The organism is Thioclava sp. NS-SX20, assembly GCF_057380695.1.
In genome coordinates, this window is the sequence record NZ_CM170816.1 from 1,646,640 (window position 1) to 1,664,735 (window position 18,096).

An 18,096-nucleotide genomic window follows, 5' to 3' on the forward strand; every position below is an offset into this window, starting at 1 on the left:
GCTGCGGAGAGGTCCATGCCCCTAACGGGGCACGGGGCGTGAATTAAAGCGGCTTGGACTCTTCGGTCGGCTTCCCTTTGGAATCGGCCTCGGCGTCCTGCTCGGTGATGCCGTGGGTGCTTGCAGGCACGCCCTGTGCGGGGCGAGGAGCACGGGCAGCCGCCTGCTGAGCGGCAGTTTTCGGACGCGGCTGGGTGCCCATCAGGCCCACAGGGCCAATCTGGCCCGTCGCCTGCCACGGCGCGGTCAGCGGCACTTCGGTGCCATCGATTTTCTTGATATAGGTGCCATATTGCAGCGCGATCGAAGTGGTCGCGTTATGGGCTTCCTTATCGCCCGGAACATCGACACAGGCATTTGGGCCGGTCTTCGGTTCCGACGAGAAGCGCCCGATGCGCGACCCCGGAGCCGGACGCTCGCCCGCTTTCAGCTGGTCGATCAGGGTCGACATGCTCTCTTCCGAGAGGTCTTCATAGTAATCGCGGCCAATCTGGGCCATCGGCGCATTGGCACAAGCGCCAAGGCATTCGACCTCTTCCCAAGACAGGGTGCCATCTGCCGACAGCTCATGCGGATTGGGCGCGATCTTTTCCTTACAGACCTTCATCAGGTCTTCCGACCCGCAGATCATGCAGGACGTGGTGCCACAGATCTGGATATGCGCCACCGACCCAACAGGGGCCAGATGGAACATGAAGTAGAAGGTCGCAACCTCAAGCGCCCGCATATAGGGCATTTCCAGCATATCAGCGACATATTCGATTGCCGGACGGCTCAGCCAGCCCTCTTGCTCCTGCGCGCGGAACAAGAGCGGAATGATGGCCGAGGCCTGACGCCCGACCGGATATTTGGTCATCTGCGCCAGCGCCCATTCATGGTTGGCGGGCGTGAACTCGAAGCTCTCGGGCTGTTCGTGATGTAGACGGCGAAGCATTAGCGGTCGACCTCCCCGAACACGATATCCATCGTGCCGATGATTGCGGCCAGATCGGCGAGCATATGGCCCTTGCCGACATAGTCCATGGATTGCAGGTGCAGATAGCCCGGCGCGCGGATCTTCGCGCGGTAGGGTTTATTGGTGCCATCGGATTTGAGGAACACGCCGAATTCGCCCTTGGGCGCCTCGACGGCGGCATAGACCTCGCCTGCCGGAACCTTGAACCCTTCGGTGTAAAGCTTGAAATGGTGGATCAGGCTCTCCATCGAGGTTTTCATATCGCCGCGTTTGGGGGGCGTGATCTTGCCACGGGCCAGAACATCGCCCTTCTCCACGCGCAGCTTGTCCAGCGCCTGACGGATGATCTTCACCGATTCGCGCATCTCGGCCATACGGACCAGATAGCGGTCATAGCAGTCGCCATTCTTGCCCACGGCCACGTCGAAATCGAATTCGTCATAGCATTCATAGGGCTGGCTGCGACGCAGATCCCATGCAAGCCCCGAGCCGCGGACCATCACGCCGGAATAGCTCCAGTCGAGGATGTCCTGCTCGGTGATGATGGCGATATCCACGTTACGCTGCTTGAACACGCGGTTTTCGGTGATCAGCGTGTCGATATCGTCGAGCTTGGCTGGAAATTCCTTGGCCCAAGTGTCGATATCCTCGATCAGCTCGGGCGGCAGGTCCTGATGCACGCCGCCGGGCCGGAAATAGGCCGAGTGCAGACGCGCGCCACAGGCCCGCTCGTAGAAGATCATCAGCTTCTCGCGTTCCTCGAAGCCCCAGAGCGGCGGCGTCAGCGCGCCCACGTCCATAGCTTGGGTCGTCACGTTCAGCAGGTGGTTCAGCACGCGGCCGATCTCGCAGAACAACACGCGGATCAGCGAAGCACGGCGCGGCACCTCGGTCCCCGTCAGTTTCTCGATCGCCAGACACCATGCATGTTCCTGATTCATCGGCGCGACATAATCGAGCCGGTCGAAATAGGGCAGGTTCTGCAGATAAGTGCGGCTTTCCATCAGCTTCTCGGTGCCGCGATGCAAGAGGCCGATATGCGGGTCAACGCGTTCCACGATCTCGCCGTCAAGCTCGACCACCATCCGCAAAACGCCGTGCGCTGCGGGGTGCTGGGGCCCGAAGTTGAGGTTGAAGTTGCGGATGCGCTGTTCGCCGGTCAGGGCGTCCTGCGTGCCGTCGTCATAATGGTTCTGCCGGATATCGCCGTCCATCATGCGCCCATCTCCATCGCAAAAGTCTTGATGTGCATCACTTCGCCCCCGCCTTCTCGTCGCCCGGAAGGATGTATTTCGCCCCTTCCCACGGGCTGAGGAAGTCGAACTGGCGGAATTCCTGCACCAGTTTGACGGGCTCGTAGACCACGCGTTTCTGCACCTCGTCCCAACGCACCTCGACATAGCCGGTGGTCGGGAAGTCCTTGCGCAGCGGGTGGCCACGGAAGCCGTAATCGGTCAGCAGACGGCGCAGGTCGGGATGGCCCGAGAACAGCACGCCGAACATGTCGAAGACCTCGCGCTCAAACCAGTTGGCGCATTTATGCACCTCGGTGATCGAGGGCACCATCTCGTCGATGCGGACCTCGGCCTTCACGCGGATGCGCTGGTTGCGATACATCGACAGGAACTGCCAGACCATATCGAAGCGCTTCGCGCGCTCGGGGTGGTCGACCGCCGTGATATCGGTCAACGAAGAGAACATGCAGTTCGGGTCTTCCTTGAGGAAGGCCACGAAATCCTCGATCCCCGAAAGGGTCACGTTCACCGTCAGCTCGCCAAAAGCGATCTCGGTGGAAATCACGTCATCGGGGCGACGGGCCTCGATATGGGCGGCCAGCTCGGCCAGCGCATCAAGGCGGGCGTCCTGACGGGCGTCGGTTTGCAGATCATCGGTCATAGCCTGCCCTCCTTAGCGAACCAGCGTGCCGGTACGGCGGATTTTGCGTTGCAGCTGCAGCAGACCGTAAAGCAGCGCCTCTGCGGTGGGCGGGCAGCCCGGCACATAGATATCGACCGGAACGATGCGGTCGCAGCCACGCACGACCGAATAGCTGTAGTGGTAATAGCCACCGCCATTGGCGCAGGACCCCATCGAGATCACATAGCGCGGCTCGGGCATCTGGTCATAGACCTTGCGCAGCGCGGGTGCCATCTTGTTGGTCAGCGTGCCGGCCACGATCATCAGGTCCGACTGGCGCGGCGAGGCCCGCGGCGCCATGCCGAACCGTTCGACGTCATAGCGCGGCATGGAAGCCTGCATCATCTCCACGGCGCAGCAGGCAAGACCGAAGGTCATCCAGTGCAGCGAGCCATTGCGCGCCCAGTTGATCACATCCTCGGTCGAGGTCAGCAGGAAGCCTTTGTCCTGCAACTCTTTGTTGATGGCCTGCGTCGCGAACTCTTTGTCCACAGCAGCGGTATTGGCAGAGGTCATCACGCCCATTCCAACGCCCCTTTCTTCCATTCATAGGCAAAGCCCACGGTCAGCACGCCAAGGAACACCATCATGGCCCAGAAACTGGTCATAGAGATATCCTGGAACGCCACCGCCCACGGGAACAGAAAGGCCACTTCGAGGTCGAAGATGATGAAAAGGATCGACACGAGATAGAAGCGCACGTCGAATTTCATCCGCGCGTCATCGAATGCGTTGAAACCACATTCATAGGCCGAGACCTTTTCCGGGTCAGGATTGCGGATCGCAATGATCGCGGCTGCCCCCAGAAGCAATAGTGCCAAGGCAATGGCAACGCACAGAAAGATGAGGATGGGAAGATATTCGCGCAGGTATTCGTGCACTGTCTGGCTCCCTAGACTCGCGACGTTTCGTCGCGCCGGTTCAAGCTGCGGTGAGCAATAGACTCGTGTCGCTCCGGGGTCAACAGATGTCGGGTCTATTTCGTATATTTCGGGGCAGTCATTTTAGATAAGAAACCCTGAAAAAGCGAATATCGACAATAAGATCCGAAGCAAACCGATCAGTCCAACTCACCGCTCAGGATATGGCATGAGAGCTAACGAGCAAGCGTGAATCGACCGTTTACGGCGAAATGTTTTCCTCTAAAATATGCATTTATTAACCCTATTTTCCGCAAATGGCTTGTTTCACAGGGAAAATTCCATGTTGAAATCCCGCGAAATTCTTTGTCGCAGGTGTTTCATTTCCGGATCACCCGCCCCGAGACGGCAAAGAATGCACAACTTCCGGTTTATATCGCCCGTGTTTTTTGCAGCTCTTCGCGCAGAATACGGGCGATCAGCGCGATATCGTCCAGATCGAAGCTCAAAGGCAGCCGCAGATCGAGCAATCCGGCCAGAATGGCATTGCTACGTGGCAGGGATTGGGGCGGAACATAGTGCCAGCTCTCATGACGTGACGTAAAACCCATGGGCTCCTTCGCGCCGAACCATTTCAGCTCGACCCCGCGCGCCAGACAGCGCGTCACAAAATCCACAACCATAGGGGCGCTAAAGGCGGGCAGGCGGAACTGGAATGACGATCCCACATAGGATTCGCCCTCGGCACGCGACACCAAGGCCAGCCCCTGCCCCCCTGCAAGCTCGGCTTCCAATCTCTGGTAAAGGCGATTCCATCGTGCGATCTGCTGCGGCAGATCGGCCAGTTGCGGGCGCAGGATCGCCGCGCGCAGGTTATCCATCCGCCCCGAGACATTGGGCGTGTCATATTTCGACTGCTCGAAATAGTCGCTGGCGGGGGCAGCGCGGTGGCGCGGATAAAGCATATAGCTGCCCGACAGCAGGATCGCCCGCGCCATCACCTGCGGATCGTCACTGACCAGCAATCCGCCCTCGCCCGAATTCATATGCTTGTAGGTCTGGGTCGAATAGCAGCCGATCACCCCATGCCGCCCCGAAGGCACCCCCTTCCACGCCGCCCCCATCGTATGGGCGCAATCCTCGATCACCGTCAGGTCATGGCGGCGGGCAATCTCCATCAGCCGGTCCATGTCGCAGATATGGCCGCGCATATGGCTCAGCATCAACACCCGCGCCTGACCGGCCTTGGCCTCCAGATCGTCCAGATCGATCACCAGATCTTCCGTCACCTCGACCAGCACCGGCACGCCCCCCACCGCCGCAATCGCGCCGGGCACAGGCGCCAGCGTAAAAGCATTGGTCAGCACGTGCTCGCCCTGCCGCACACCAATCGCCCGCAAGGCGCAGCCCAGAGCATAGCCCCCCGATGCCACCGCCAGCGCAAAGCGCGCGCCGGTGAAATCGGCAAACTCGATCTCGAGATCGGCCACTTCGCCATATTCGCCCGGAAGGGTGTTATAGCGGTGCAGCCGCCCGTGGCGCATCACCTCGACGGCGCGGGCGATGGCCGCCTCGGGGAGAGGCTCCTGCTGGGTGAAGGGCTTGGTAAAGATCTCGTCAGGCATCGGCCATGCTCCAGAGTTCGGCGGAAAATCGGCACCATTCGGCGGGCGGCACAACGCGCAGCCGCCGCCCCGCCCCTTAGCCCTGTGGCCGCGCGGGCAGAAGCTGCGCGACCAAGGCGGGCAGGATCGTATAGCTGGCCATCGCCGCCTCGGGTTCCAGACGCAAGATAGCCTCGCCCTCGGGGCCGAAAGTGACCAGCACACAAGGCACCCCCACGGCGGCGGCGGTCTTCCGGTCCGTTTCGGTATCACCGATCAGGACCGATTGCGCCACAGCCCCCCCTGCCCGCTCGACTGCCGCAAGATAGGGGGCGGGGTCGGGTTTGCGGGTGGGCAGGGTATCGGCCCCGATCAGCGCATCGAACAGAGGCGCAATGCCAAGCTGATCCACCAGCTTCACCGCAAGGCCTTCGGGCTTATTGGTGCAGATGGCGGTTTTGTACCCCGCCTCGCGCAGCGCCTCTATCGCCGCCACCACACCGGGATACAGCGTGGTGTGGACGCAGATATGGGCGTCGTAATGGGCCAGAAGGCGGTCGAAATCGGCATCGATGGCCGCCTCAACATCCTCATGGCCCAGCCGCCCGAACCCCTCGCGCAGCATCGCCCGCCCGCCATGAAAAGCGATCACCGCATCGTCCAGCGGATGCAGCACCGGCGCATAGCCGCGCGCCACGAAACAGGCATTGGCCGCCGCGATAAGATCCGCCGAGGTATCGGCCAATGTGCCGTCCAGATCGAAGACAACCGTCTGCATGCAGTCCTTCCTGCCCCGAAGCCGGGGCGATGTTGAAACACGCCGAAAAACGACGTGATGATCAGGCACCTTGCGGCCCGTTGCACTATGGGTAAAACGGGGATGAGCAGAAGAAAAGGCCAGAAGAAAAGGCAGAGCTATGGCAAACGCGCTGATTATCCTTGCTGCCGGGCAAGGCACCCGCATGAATTCCGACCTGCCGAAGGTGCTGCATCAGGTGGGCCGCGCGCCTCTGGTCGCGCATGCTTTGGCCGCAGGACGCGCGCTGGAGCCCGAGCGGATTATCGCCGTAACCGGCCACGGGGCCGATCTGGTGGAGAAGGCGGTCGCCCAATGGGCACCCGATGCGCAATATGTCCGGCAGGCCGAGCAGCTTGGCACCGGCCATGCCGTGGCACAGGCGCTGCCGCTGCTGGAGGGCTTCGACGGGCGCGTGATCGTGCTCTATGGCGACACACCCTTCATCCGCCCCGAAACGCTGGACGCGCTTGCCGCCTCGGATGCGGCGGTTGCGGTGCTGGGCTTTGTGGCCGCCGATCCGGGCCGTTACGGACGCCTGATCGCGCAGGGTCCCGCGCTGGAGCGGATCGTGGAATACAAGGACGCCTCCGAAAGCGAGCGGGCGATCCGGCTGTGCAATTCCGGCGTCATCGCCTGTGATGCGGTGCTGCTGACCGAGCTGGTGCAGGGCTTGGGCAATGACAATGCGGCGGGCGAATATTACCTGACCGATATCGTGGGCGCGGCGCGTGCCCGCGGCCTGAGCGCCGAAGTGGTCACCTGCGACGAGGCCGAGACGCTGGGCATCAACACCCGCGCCGAACTCGCCCGTGCCGAGGCCCTGTTCCAGACCCGCCAGCGCAACGACGCTCTGGAAAACGGCGTCAGCATGGCCGATCCCGACAGCGTCTATTTCGCACTCGACACCTATCTGGGCCGCGATGTGACCGTGGGCCCGAATGTGGTGTTCGGCACGGGGGTCACCGTTGAATCCGGCGCCTCTATCGAAGCCTTCTGCCATCTTGAAGGCTGCCATATCTCGCGCGGGGCCACTATCGGGCCCTTTGCCCGCCTGCGCCCCGGCGCGGAACTGGCCGAGGATGTCCATGTGGGCAATTTCGTCGAGGTCAAGAATGCGACGCTGGCCGAGGGGGTGAAGGTCGGCCATCTGACCTATCTGGGCGATGCCGAGATCGGCGCGCGCACCAATATCGGCGCGGGCACCATCACCTGCAACTATGATGGCGTCTTCAAACATCGCACGGTAATCGGGGAAGACGCGTTTATCGGCTCCTCGACCATGCTGGTGGCCCCCGTGACCATCGGTGCGCGCGCGCTCACCGGATCGGGGTCGGTGATCACCAAGAATGTGCCCGATGACGCCCTTTCCGTGGCGCGCGGCCAACAGGTCAACAAACCCGGTCTGGCCCGCAAACTGATGACCATGCTGCGCGAGGAAAAAGCCCGCCGCGCCGCCGCGAAATCCGAAAAGAAAGGCTGAGCCCATGTGCGGAATCATCGGCGTGCTTGGCACGCATGAAGTCTCCCCCCTTCTGGTCGAAAGCCTCAAACGGCTGGAATATCGCGGCTATGACAGCGCGGGCATCGCCACCATCAACGAAGGCCGCCTTGACCGCCGCCGCGCGGTGGGCAAGCTGGTCAACCTCTCGGACCTTCTGGTGCATGAACCGCTGCCGGGCAAAGCCGGCATCGGCCATACCCGCTGGGCGACCCACGGCGCGGCGACGGTGACCAATGCACATCCGCATCGCTCGGGGCCGGTGGCGGTGGTCCATAACGGCATCATCGAGAATTTCCGCGAGCTGCGCGCCGAGCTGGCCCAAGCCGGCATCACCCCCGAAACCGAGACCGACACCGAAACCGTGGCCCAGCTGACCCGCCTGATGATGGACCGCGGCATGCCCCCGCGCGAGGCAGCCGTGGCCACGCTGGCCAAGCTTGAGGGCGCCTTCGCCCTTCTGTGGCTGTTTGACGGCGAGGACGATCTGATGATCGCCGCGCGTAAAGGCTCGCCTCTGGCGATCGGGCATGGCGAGGGCGAGATGTTCGTGGGGTCGGATGCCATCGCGCTGTCGCCGATGACCGACCGCATCACCTATCTGGAAGAGGGCGATTATGCCTTCATCACCCGTCAGGGCGCGGAAATCTTCGACCACGCGGGCCGCCGCGCCAATCGCGATGAGGCCCGTATCGATCTGGGCCAGACCCGCGTCGAAAAGGGCGGATACAAGCACTTCATGGCCAAGGAGATCGCCGAGCAACCGGTGGTTCTGGCCGATGCGCTGACCCATTATCTGCGGGGCGACAGCCTCAACCTGCCGGAAAGCGTGGATTTTTCCGGCACCGAGCGGCTGACGCTGGTGGCCTGTGGCACGGCCTTCTATGCCTGCCAGACCGCGAAATACTGGTTTGAAAAGCTCGCGGGCATCCCCTGCGAGATTGATGTCGCCTCCGAGTTCCGCTACCGCGAGCCGCCGATGCCCGCGCGCTCCACGGCGCTGTTTGTCAGCCAGTCGGGCGAAACCGCCGATACGCTGGCCGCGCTGCGCTATTGCAACGAGAAGGTCGAGAAAACCATCGCCGTGGTCAATGTCCCCACCTCCACTATGGCGCGCGAGGCGGGCATCGCCCTGCCGATCCATGCGGGCGTCGAAGTGGGCGTGGCCTCGACCAAAGCCTTCACCTGCCAGCTGCTGACACTCGGCATTCTGGCACTGAAGGCGGGTCTGGATCGCGGCCATCTCAGCCCCGAAGACGCCCGAAACCATATGCAGGCCCTGCGCGCCCTGCCCGGCCTGATGAATGCAGGCCTCGGCATCGGCGAGAAGATTGCCGAGCTGTCGGGCCAGCTGGCCGAGGCGCAAGACATCCTCTTCCTCGGGCGCGGCCCGCTGTATCCGCTGGCGATGGAAGGCGCGCTGAAGCTGAAGGAAATCAGCTATATCCACGCTGAAGGCTATGCCAGCGGCGAGCTGAAACACGGCCCCATCGCGCTGATCGAACGCACGGTGCCGGTGATCGTCTTCGCCCCCCATGACGGGCTTTTCGACAAGACTGTCTCGAATATGCAAGAGGTCATGGCCCGCCACGGCAAGGTGCTTCTGGTCTCCGATGCCCAAGGCCTCTCCGAGGCCTCCGAGGGCACCTGGGCCACGCTGCAGCTGCCGGAAGTGCTTGAACCATGGGCCCCGATCCTCTATGCGCTGCCCGCGCAACTTCTGGCCTATCACACCGCCATCGCTAAAGGCACCGATGTGGACCAGCCCCGCAACCTAGCTAAATCGGTGACCGTCGAATGAGCCGCAAACGTGGGGGCCGCAAAGGCCCCAAACCCGAAATCCTGCAGGACGATGGCACCCGCCTTTCGCCCGAAGAAACCGCAAAACTCAGCGCCGAGGCCGAAGCCTATGCCGCCTCGGATGCCGATTACGAGTTCTTCGAGGAAGAGGCCGAGCCGGAAGACACCCTCGCACCGCCCAGCATCGAAGATGCGCTCTATGCCCTCGAGGCATGGGCCGATGCGGAACGCGCCGCACAACTGCAAGCGCAAACCGGCACCAGCTGCCGCGTCATCGGCGTAACCGCCACCGGCCTCACCGATATGGCCGCCATGTGGCGCGAGGCGCTGGACAATGAAGGCCGTGTCAGCCTCGCCAATGAGCTTTGGCAATCGGGCATCTATGAGGCCCGCATCGCCGCCACCAAGCTGCTGACCCAAGCCCGCATGCGCCCCGACGATATGGCGTGGCAACTGCTGACCCGCTGGATCGAAGAGGCCGATTGCTTCGCCCTGATCGACGCGATCAGCAAGCCGGCGGCCAAACGCCTGCAGGCCAATCTCGCGCGCCTCAGCCAGCTTGACGCATGGGCGAATGAGGGCCAGCCCCTCTCCGAAGACCTCGACGAAGCGGTCGAACAGCCCCAAGGCCCGATCGGCCCGAAGCTCGCCATCTTCCTGATGACGCGCCCCTATACCAAGCTGCGCAACCCCAAACCCGAAGACCACCGCGTACAAGACCACCTGCTGACACTGGCCGCACGTCTGGCACCGGGCGCGCCGGTCGATCTGTCGCGCGCCATCGGCCGCTGGCTGGCAGATCTGGCAAAATTCGAACGCGCCCGCGTCGAACATTTCCTTGCCACACAGGAACATCTGCCGCGCACCCTGCGCCGCGAAGCCCAGAACGGTCTCTGAGTCCAGCTGCCGAAAATATCCTCGGGGGATGAATTTCATATTCCCCGAATATGAAAGAAGGGGGCGAGATCGCCCCCTTTTCCACATCTGCCACCAAGATCAGGCCACTTTCACCGCACCACGCCGCGCAATCGCCCATGACCTCACCGAATGACCAAAGGCCTCGAACAGGGGCCGCGACACAGGGTCCTGCGCCGCCCGATGCTCGGGGTGCCATTGCACCGACATGGTAAACCCGGGCGCGTCTTTCACATAGATCGCCTCGGCAGTGCCATCATCGGCCCGCCCCTCGATCACGATGCGAGGGCCCGCTTCCAGAATGCCCTGACCGTGCAGCGAATTGGTTTCCACCTCTTCCGCCCCGAAGAGCCGCGCAAATCGCCCCCCCGCAGCAAGCGAGACCTTGTGCCGGTTGGAAAACCCTTCCTCCAGCGACACATCCACAGGCATCCGGTGGTTGCGCCGCCCCGGCAATTCGCGGATCTCGGGATGCAGGGTGGACCCCATCGCCACGGCGATTTCCTGAAAGCCGCGGCAGATCCCGAAAATCGGCTGACCGGTCGCCACACAGGCCCGCACAAGCTCCAGTGCAATGGCATCGCGCTTGCGGTCAAAAGTGCCATGCGCCTCGGTTTCCTCATCGCCATATTCGGACGGGTGCACATTCGGGCGCCCGCCGGGCAGAAGGAAGCCGTCACAGCTTTCCATCAGTTCGGCCACCGTCATCCAGCCGGGGTCGGGCGGAATGATCATCGGGATACAGCCAGACACTTCCGCAATCGCCTCGGACACCATGGTGCCGGTCTCGTGCACCGGAAAACGATCATTGATCAGCGCGGTGTTGCCGATAATGCCTACGATGGGTCTGGTCATGCCTGCTCTCCTTTGCGGTCAAGCTAAGCGGGAAGGTTTCGCAAGAAAAGGCTTCATATGCGCAACAAATGTGCGCCACGGCGAAGAGCCTGCCAAAGATACGCACAGCCTGCCCGTCGCGTAACATTCTGCCCGCGAATGCAGCGCGACAAAGCGGATCTGCCTGCACCGCAAGCAGATCCGGTTCGGTTACCTAGCGGGTCGCCTTATATTGCAGGCGACGGTGATGCAGGACCGGCTCGGTATAGCCCGAAGGCTGGTTGCGCCCCTGAAACACCAGATCGCAGGCCGCCTGAAAGGCCACGCCATTATAATCGGGCGCCATCGGCTGATAGGCGGGATCGCCCGCGTTCTGGCGATCCACCACCACAGCCATCTCGCGCAGCCCATGCATCACGGCCTCTTCCGAGACCACCCCGTGATGCAGCCAGTTCGCCAGCGCCTGCGCCGAAATCCGGCAGGTGGCGCGGTCTTCCATCAGCCCCACGTCATGGATATCGGGCACTTTGGAACAGCCCACCCCCTGATCGACCCAGCGCACCACATAGCCCAGAATGCCCTGAGCGTTATTGCGGATCTCGCGGGTGGTTTCCTCTTCCGAGAAATTACGCCCCGCAGCCAGCGGGATCGACAGCAGATCATCCAGCCGCTCGGGCCGGCGCTCGGCCGCAATCTCGCGCTGACGGGCCAGAACATCCACCGCATGGTAATGCATCGCATGCAAAGTGGCCGCCGTGGGCGATGGCACCCAAGCACAATTGGCCCCCGCCTTGGGATGGCCCACCTTCTGCTCCAGCATGGCCGCCATCAGATCGGGCATCGCCCACATGCCCTTGCCAATCTGCGCCCGCCCCGAAAGCCCGCAGCGCAGACCGATATCCACATTGCGGTCCTCATAGGCGGCAATCCACGGCTGGGATTTCATCTCGCCCTTGGGCAGCAGGGCACCGGCCTCCATCGAGGTATGGATCTCGTCGCCCGTCCGGTCAAGGAAGCCCGTATTGATAAAGGCCACGCGATGTTTGGCCGCGCGGATACATTCCTTGAGGTTCACCGAGGTCCGGCGCTCCTCATCCATGATCCCCAGCTTCACCGTATAGCGCGGCAGGCCCAGCACCTCTTCGACATAGTCAAAGACCGCACAGGCAAATGCGACCTCGGCAGGACCATGCATCTTCGGCTTGACCACATAGACCGAGCCCGTCTCGGAGTTGCGCGGCCCGTCCGTCTTGGCCAGATCGGGCATGGCGCAAAGCGTCGTGACCAGCGCATCCATCAGCCCCTCGGGGATCTCGCGGCCCTCGGCATCCAGCACGGCGGGGTTGGTCATCAGATGGCCGACATTGCGCACCAGCATCATCGAGCGCCCCTTCAGCTGCGCCTCGCCCCCTTCAGGCAGGGTGATGGCCAGATCGGGGTTCAACGCGCGGGTGAAACTCTTGCCCCCCTTCTCGACGCTTTCGGTCAGATCACCGCGCATCAGCCCCAGCCAGTTGGAATAGGCCAGCACCTTATCCTCGGCATCCACAGCGGCGACCGAATCCTCGCAATCCATGATCGCGGAAACAGCCGCCTCTATCACCACATCGCTGATATGCGCCGGATCGGTCTTGCCGATGGGATGGGAGGCATCGATCTTCACGATCACATGCAGCCCGTTATTCTTCAGCACAATGGCCGAGGGCGCATCCGTCGCGCCCTGATAGCCCGCAAATTGCGCGGGATTCATCAGGCCGGTCAGATCATCGGTGGTCACAAACAGCCCGCCATGATCAACCCGCAGGCTGCTGACATCGGCCCATTTGCCCGAAACCAGCGGGAAGGTCCTGTCCAGAAACGCCTTGGCGGCGGCGACAACCTTGGCCCCGCGTGCAGCATCAAAGCCCTTGCCCTCGGGCAGATCGCCCAAAGCATCGGTGCCGTAAAACGCATCATATAAAGACCCCCAACGCGCATTGGCGGCATTGAGCGCATAGCGCGCGTTCATGATCGGCACCACCAGCTGCGGCCCGCAGATCTGCGCGAATTCCGGATCAGTCGCGGGGGTCTCAACGGTGAAATCCGCGCCCTCGGGCAGCAGATAGCCGATCTCTTGCAGGAAGGCCTTATAGGCCGCGCCATCATGCAGCTGGCCGCGCCGCTGCAAATGCCATGCGTCGATCTGCGCCTGCATCTTCTCGCGCACGTCAAGCAGGTCGCGGTTTTTCGGAGCGAAGTCGCTCATCAGCACCGCAAGACCTGCCCAGAACCGCTTGGGCGTCACATCCGTGCCCGCAAGCGCCTGCTCTTCGATAAAGGCGGCAAGCTCTGCCGCGACCTGTAGTCCTGCGCGCTCGACCCGATCAACCATAGCACCCTCCCGTCATTCGTGATTTGGCTTACAACCTGACCCGAGATCACGGGAGTGTCCAGTGACACAAAGACATGACCCCGTCTTGAACCTCCCCGCGTGCGGGCCTACCCTGAGCCGCCTATAAAGACGTCACAAGACGAAGCAAAGGAGCCACCCCGATGGACGGCACGATCTACCTGTCAGACTATACGCCCTACCCGTTCGATCTGGATCAGGTACATCTGACCTTCCGGCTGGCCCCTGCCGCCACCCGCGTGATGGCGCGGCTGCATCTGACCCCCAAGGGCGAAGGCGCCTCGCTGCATCTGGATGGCGAAGACCTCAAGCTGATCTCGCTGGGCATTGACGGCACCGCCTTGCAACCTGCCGATTACCTGCTGACCGAGACGGGTCTGACGGTCCATGCCGCCGCCCTGCCCGAAGGCGCCTTCACCCTTGAGACCGAGGTCGAGATCGCGCCCAATGCCAATACAGCGCTAGAGGGGCTTTATATGTCGAACGGCATGTATTGCACCCAATGCGAGGCCGAGGGCTTCCGCAAGATCACCTTCTACCCCGACCGTCCCGATGTGATGGCGCGCTTCCATGTGCGCATCGAAGGCGACCTGCCGGTGCTTCTGTCGAATGGCAATGCGGGTGCCTCCGGTGAGGGTTGGGCCGAATGGGATGACCCATGGCCCAAACCCGCCTATCTTTTCGCGCTGGTGGCGGGCGATCTGGTGGCGACTTCGGGCAAATTCACCACGAAATCCGGCCTCGAGGTCGATCTGAACATCTGGGTGCGTCCGGGCGATGAGGACCGCTGTGATTTCGCCCTCGAAAGCCTTGTGCGGTCGATGGTCTGGGATGAAGAGGCTTATGGGCGCGAATATGACCTCTCGGTCTTCAACCTTGTGGCGGTCGATGATTTCAACATGGGGGCGATGGAGAATAAGGGGCTGAATATCTTCAACTCCAAACTGGTTCTGGCCTCCCCCGAAACCGCAACCGACACCGATTACATGCGTATCGAGGCCGTCATCGGGCATGAGTATTTCCACAATTGGACAGGCGACCGCATCACCTGCCGCGACTGGTTCCAGCTGTGCCTGAAGGAAGGCCTGACCGTCTTCCGCGACCAGAGCTTCACCCGCGATGTGCGCCTTGGTCCGGTCAAGCGGATCGAGGATGCCGCGATGCTGCGCACCCGCCAGTTCCGCGAAGACCAAGGCCCGCTGGCGCACCCCCCGCGCCCCAACCACTACCGCGAGATCAACAACTTCTACACCGTCACCGTCTATGAAAAAGGCGCCGAGATCGTGGGCATGCTCAAACGCCTTGCGGGCGATGAGGGCTACCGCCGCGCGCTTGACCTCTACTTCGACCGCCATGACGGGCAGGCCTGCACGATCGAGGACTGGCTGAAGGTCTTCGAGGATGTGACGGGGCGTGACCTGTCGCAATTCGCGCTGTGGTATACGTCCGCAGGCACGCCGCATCTGAAGGTCACCGATACCTATGCCGATGGCCGCTACACGCTGACCTTCCGCCAGTCCACGCCCCCCACCCCGGGCGAGGCCGAAAAAGCCCCGCGCCATATCCCGATTGCCTTGGGCCTGCTGGACCTGCAAGGCCGCGAGGTGCTGTCCACCCAGCTTCTGGAAATGACCGAGGAAGAACAGAGCTTCAGCTTCGATGTGGCCGAAAAGCCCGTCCCCTCGATCCTGCGCGATTTCTCGGCACCCGTGGTCCTGCAACGCGAGCAGAGCCCCGAAGAACAGGCCTTCCTGCTGGCCCATGACACCGATGGTTTCAACCGCTGGGAGGCAGGCCGCAGCCTTGCCCAACGCACGCTGATCGATATGACAACGGGCACGGAGGCCGCCCCCGCCTATCTTGATGCCATCGGCAACCTGCTCGCCGACGACACGCTGGAACCTGCCTTCATCGCGCATTGCCTCGCGCTTCCGGGCGAGGACGAATTGGCACAGGCGATCTTCGCCGCAGGCGGCACGCCCGACCCCGATGCGATCCACGCGGCCCGCAATACGCTGTCGAAAGCCATCGCCACCACACATGAGGCCCGCCTCGCCGCGCTTTACGACGCGCTGGAGGTCAAAGGCCCCTATTCCCCCGATGCCGAGCCCGCGGGCAAAAGGGGCCTGCGCCTTGCCTGCCTGAGCCTGCTAACCAAACTCGACGGCGGCACCCGCGCCAAAGCCCTCTTCGATCAGGCGAATAATATGACCGAAAGCTTCGGCGCGCTTTCAATCCTGATCCGTGCAGGGCTAGGCCAAGAGGCCTCACAGGCCTTCCGCAACCGCTGGCAGGACAACCGCCTCGTGATGGACAAATGGTTCATGGTCGAAGTCGCTGCCTGCCCGCCCGAAAGTGCCGTGTCCCGCGCGCGCGAACTGGCGCAAGACTCCGCCTTCGACTGGAAAAACCCCAACCGCTTCCGCGCGCTGGTGGGCGGGCTCACCGCCAACCACGCGGGCTTCCACGCGAAGGACGGCTCGGGCTATGCCTTTCTGGCCGACTGGCTGATCAAACTGGACCCGATGAACCCGCAAACAGCCGCCCGCATGTCCACCAGCTTCGAGACATGGCGCCGCTATGACGCCCCCCGCCAGCAGATGATCCGCGAGGAACTGACCCGCATCACCCAAACCCGCGGCCTCTCGCGCGACCTCAGCGAAATGTCGCAACGCCTGCTCGGATAACCCCAAAGGCCCGCCCCGCGCGGGCCTTTCCCGTTACCGCACACGCAGCCCCCTATCCCCCAAATCCGGCCAGCCCCCGTCAATAAAGATCCGCCGCCCCCGTTCCAGCTGCTCCAAATATCCCGGGGGGCGCCCGCAAGGGCGCGGGGGCAGAGCCCCCTCTGCCCATTCCCCCTCTTGCCCCCGATCTGCCCCTGTCCTAGAAGACACTCAAGCACGTTGGGGCCAGAGGCCTGCCAAAGACACGAGGAATGCGGATATGCTCGACCATCTCGCTTATGAAGCGCCCAAACCGAAAGTCATCGCCGGGGCCAAATCGGATTGGGAACTGGTGATCGGTCTCGAGGTCCACGCGCAGGTCCATTCCAATGCCAAGCTGTTCTCGGGCGCTTCCACCACTTTCGGCGCCGAGCCCAACTCGAATGTCGCCTTCGTGGACGCCGCCATGCCGGGCATGCTGCCGGTCATCAACGAATATTGCGTGGCACAGGCCGTGCGCACGGGGCTGGGGCTGAAAGCCGACATCAACCTCTTCTCGGCTTTTGACCGCAAGAACTACTTCTACCCCGACCTGCCGCAGGGCTATCAGATCAGCCAGCTCTACCACCCCATCGTGGGGGAAGGCGAAATGCTTGTCGATATGGGGCCGGGCGTCGGGCGCATGGTCCGTATCGAGCGGATCCACCTCGAACAGGATGCGGGCAAATCGATCCACGACATGGACCCGAACATGTCCTTCGTCGACCTCAACCGCACGGGCGTGGCGCTGATGGAAATCGTCTCGCGCCCCGATATCCGTGGCCCCGAAGAGGCGGCCGCCTATGTCGGCAAGCTGCGCCAGATCCTGCGCTACTTGGGCACCTGTGACGGCAATATGCAAAACGGCAACCTGCGCGCCGATGTGAACGTCTCGATCTGCAAACCGGGCGATTACGAGAAATTCCGCGAAACCGGCGATTTCTCGGTCTTGGGCACGCGCTGCGAGATCAAGAACATGAACTCCATGCGCTTCATTCAGGCAGCCATCGAATATGAGGCCCGCCGCCAGATCGCCATCGTCGAGGATGGCGGCGAGGTGGTGCAGGAAACCCGCCTCTATGATCCCGACAAGAACGAGACCCGTTCCATGCGCTCGAAAGAAGAAGCGCATGACTACCGTTATTTCCCCTGCCCCGACCTGCTGCCGCTGGAAATCGAACAGGCTTGGGTCGATGACATCGCAGCCTCCATGCCCGAACTTCCCGACGCCAAGAAAGCGCGTTTCGTGAAAGAACTCGGCCTGTCGGAATATGACGCCTCGGTGCTGACCGCCGAGGTCGAGAATGCCGATTACTTCGAGGCCGTTCTGGCCGTCGGCGGCGATGGCAAGCTTTCGGCCAACTGGGTGATCAACGAACTCTTCGGTCGTCTGAAGAAAGACGACCATGATGTGACCACCTCGCCCGTGTCGCCCGAACAGCTGGGCAAGATCGTCAAGCTGATCAAATCGGGCGATATCTCGGGCAAGATCGGTAAGGATCTCTTCGAGATCGTCTATAGCGAAGGCGGCGACCCCGAGGTTCTGGTCGAAGAGCGCGGCATGAAGCAGGTCACCGATATGGGCGCCATCGAGGCCGCCGTGGACGAGGTGATCGCCGCCAACCCGGCGCAGGTCGAGAAGGCCAAGGCCAACCCGAAACTGGCGGGCTGGTTTGTGGGCCAGGTGATGAAATCGACGGGTGGCAAGGCCAATCCGGCAGCGGTCAACGAGCTGGTGGTCAAGAAGCTCGGGCAGTAACGCGGCCAGTCCTGAACGCGGCCGGTCCTGAAACGCTCGGAACAGATTGCGAAGGGGCGCT

At 62.5% G+C, this 18,096-nt stretch carries 13 protein-coding genes and 1 pseudogene; 5 read left to right on the plus strand and 9 right to left on the minus strand.

All coding sequences use genetic code 11. From position 1 onward, the window contains the following. Positions 1 to 67: 67 nt before the first annotated feature. The 7 genes and pseudogenes from nuoE to AC2ISB_RS08055 all read right to left on the minus strand — a co-directional run. Positions 68 to 934, minus strand: a pseudogene (gene nuoE, locus AC2ISB_RS08025) (NADH-quinone oxidoreductase subunit NuoE); the annotation flags it as partial. Then, positions 934 to 2,172 carry an NADH-quinone oxidoreductase subunit D gene (locus tag AC2ISB_RS08030; RefSeq protein WP_486574667.1) on the minus strand — a complete coding sequence of 413 codons (1,239 nt, stop codon included), beginning with the start codon at positions 2,170 to 2,172 and terminating at the stop codon, positions 934 to 936. The gene AC2ISB_RS08030 and the pseudogene nuoE, both read right to left, overlap by 1 nt. Before the next feature lie 34 nt (positions 2,173 to 2,206). Next, positions 2,207 to 2,851 carry an NADH-quinone oxidoreductase subunit C gene (locus AC2ISB_RS08035; RefSeq protein ID WP_339107714.1) on the minus strand — a complete coding sequence of 215 codons (645 nt, stop codon included), beginning with the start codon at positions 2,849 to 2,851 and terminating at the stop codon, positions 2,207 to 2,209. A gap of 12 nt (positions 2,852 to 2,863) precedes the next feature. Next, entirely contained in the window at positions 2,864 to 3,397 is a 534-nt protein-coding gene (locus tag AC2ISB_RS08040; RefSeq protein ID WP_339107715.1) for a NuoB/complex I 20 kDa subunit family protein, read from the minus strand. Then, positions 3,388 to 3,753 carry an NADH-quinone oxidoreductase subunit A gene (locus tag AC2ISB_RS08045; RefSeq protein WP_339107716.1) on the minus strand — a complete coding sequence of 122 codons (366 nt, stop codon included), beginning with the start codon at positions 3,751 to 3,753 and terminating at the stop codon, positions 3,388 to 3,390. Before AC2ISB_RS08045 ends, AC2ISB_RS08040 begins: the two co-directional genes overlap by 10 nt. Positions 3,754 to 4,163: 410 nt before the next feature. Further along, a complete protein-coding gene (locus AC2ISB_RS08050) occupies positions 4,164 to 5,357 on the minus strand; it encodes a DegT/DnrJ/EryC1/StrS family aminotransferase (protein WP_486574668.1) in 1,194 nt (397 codons plus the stop codon). A 76-nt stretch (positions 5,358 to 5,433) separates the two neighbouring features. Next, positions 5,434 to 6,114, minus strand: a complete 681-nt coding sequence (locus tag AC2ISB_RS08055) for an HAD-IA family hydrolase (RefSeq protein WP_339107718.1) — start codon at positions 6,112 to 6,114, stop codon at positions 5,434 to 5,436. 139 nt (positions 6,115 to 6,253) lie between these two features. Between AC2ISB_RS08055 and glmU the strand changes: the two genes are divergently transcribed. From glmU to AC2ISB_RS08070, 3 genes are read left to right on the plus strand one after another with little or no spacing between them, the layout of a single operon-like run. Beyond that, on the plus strand, positions 6,254 to 7,615 hold the full coding sequence (gene glmU / locus AC2ISB_RS08060; protein WP_486574669.1) for a bifunctional UDP-N-acetylglucosamine diphosphorylase/glucosamine-1-phosphate N-acetyltransferase GlmU: 1,362 nt from the start codon (positions 6,254 to 6,256) through the stop codon (positions 7,613 to 7,615). A gap of 4 nt (positions 7,616 to 7,619) precedes the next feature. Continuing rightward, positions 7,620 to 9,434, plus strand: coding sequence for a glutamine--fructose-6-phosphate transaminase (isomerizing) (gene glmS, locus AC2ISB_RS08065; protein ID WP_406736284.1), 1,815 nt, complete (start codon positions 7,620 to 7,622; stop codon positions 9,432 to 9,434). Next, positions 9,431 to 10,330, plus strand: coding sequence for a DNA alkylation repair protein (locus tag AC2ISB_RS08070; protein WP_486574670.1), 900 nt, complete (start codon positions 9,431 to 9,433; stop codon positions 10,328 to 10,330). The genes glmS and AC2ISB_RS08070 overlap by 4 nt, the downstream gene beginning before the upstream one ends. Positions 10,331 to 10,429: 99 nt before the next feature. On the opposite strand, the gene AC2ISB_RS08075 is transcribed toward AC2ISB_RS08070, so the two are convergent. Together AC2ISB_RS08075 and AC2ISB_RS08080 are read right to left on the minus strand one after the other, a co-directional pair. Then, positions 10,430 to 11,203, minus strand: a complete 774-nt coding sequence (locus tag AC2ISB_RS08075; RefSeq protein ID WP_339107722.1) for a gamma-glutamyl-gamma-aminobutyrate hydrolase family protein — start codon at positions 11,201 to 11,203, stop codon at positions 10,430 to 10,432. 193 nt (positions 11,204 to 11,396) lie between these two features. After that, complete coding sequence (locus tag AC2ISB_RS08080) at positions 11,397 to 13,553, minus strand: malate synthase G (protein WP_486574671.1); 2,157 nt, start codon at positions 13,551 to 13,553, stop codon at positions 11,397 to 11,399. Positions 13,554 to 13,714: 161 nt separating this feature from the next. Between AC2ISB_RS08080 and pepN the strand changes: the two genes are divergently transcribed. Beyond that, a complete protein-coding gene (pepN, locus tag AC2ISB_RS08085) occupies positions 13,715 to 16,258 on the plus strand; it encodes an aminopeptidase N (protein WP_486574672.1) in 2,544 nt (847 codons plus the stop codon). Between the two features lie 259 nt (positions 16,259 to 16,517). Next, positions 16,518 to 18,035 carry an Asp-tRNA(Asn)/Glu-tRNA(Gln) amidotransferase subunit GatB gene (gene gatB / locus AC2ISB_RS08090; protein ID WP_339107725.1) on the plus strand — a complete coding sequence of 506 codons (1,518 nt, stop codon included), beginning with the start codon at positions 16,518 to 16,520 and terminating at the stop codon, positions 18,033 to 18,035. Positions 18,036 to 18,096: the final 61 nt, after the last annotated feature.

Bases quoted from the DNA above. Each gene is read 5' to 3' on its own strand.
- AC2ISB_RS08075 (WP_339107722.1), bottom strand. From the start codon at position 11,203: ATGACCAGACCCATCGTAGGCATTATCGGCAACACCGCGCTGATCAAT.
- gatB (WP_339107725.1), top strand. From the start codon at position 16,518: ATGCTCGACCATCTCGCTTATGAAGCGCCCAAACCGAAAGTCATCGCC.
- glmU (WP_486574669.1), top strand. From the start codon at position 6,254: ATGGCAAACGCGCTGATTATCCTTGCTGCCGGGCAAGGCACCCGCATG.
- pepN (WP_486574672.1), top strand. From the start codon at position 13,715: ATGGACGGCACGATCTACCTGTCAGACTATACGCCCTACCCGTTCGAT.
- AC2ISB_RS08040 (WP_339107715.1), bottom strand. From the start codon at position 3,397: ATGGGCGTGATGACCTCTGCCAATACCGCTGCTGTGGACAAAGAGTTC.
- AC2ISB_RS08070 (WP_486574670.1), top strand. From the start codon at position 9,431: ATGAGCCGCAAACGTGGGGGCCGCAAAGGCCCCAAACCCGAAATCCTG.
- AC2ISB_RS08035 (WP_339107714.1), bottom strand. From the start codon at position 2,851: ATGACCGATGATCTGCAAACCGACGCCCGTCAGGACGCCCGCCTTGAT.
- AC2ISB_RS08055 (WP_339107718.1), bottom strand. From the start codon at position 6,114: ATGCAGACGGTTGTCTTCGATCTGGACGGCACATTGGCCGATACCTCG.
- AC2ISB_RS08080 (WP_486574671.1), bottom strand. From the start codon at position 13,553: ATGGTTGATCGGGTCGAGCGCGCAGGACTACAGGTCGCGGCAGAGCTT.
- glmS (WP_406736284.1), top strand. From the start codon at position 7,620: ATGTGCGGAATCATCGGCGTGCTTGGCACGCATGAAGTCTCCCCCCTT.
- AC2ISB_RS08050 (WP_486574668.1), bottom strand. From the start codon at position 5,357: ATGCCTGACGAGATCTTTACCAAGCCCTTCACCCAGCAGGAGCCTCTC.
- AC2ISB_RS08030 (WP_486574667.1), bottom strand. From the start codon at position 2,172: ATGATGGACGGCGATATCCGGCAGAACCATTATGACGACGGCACGCAG.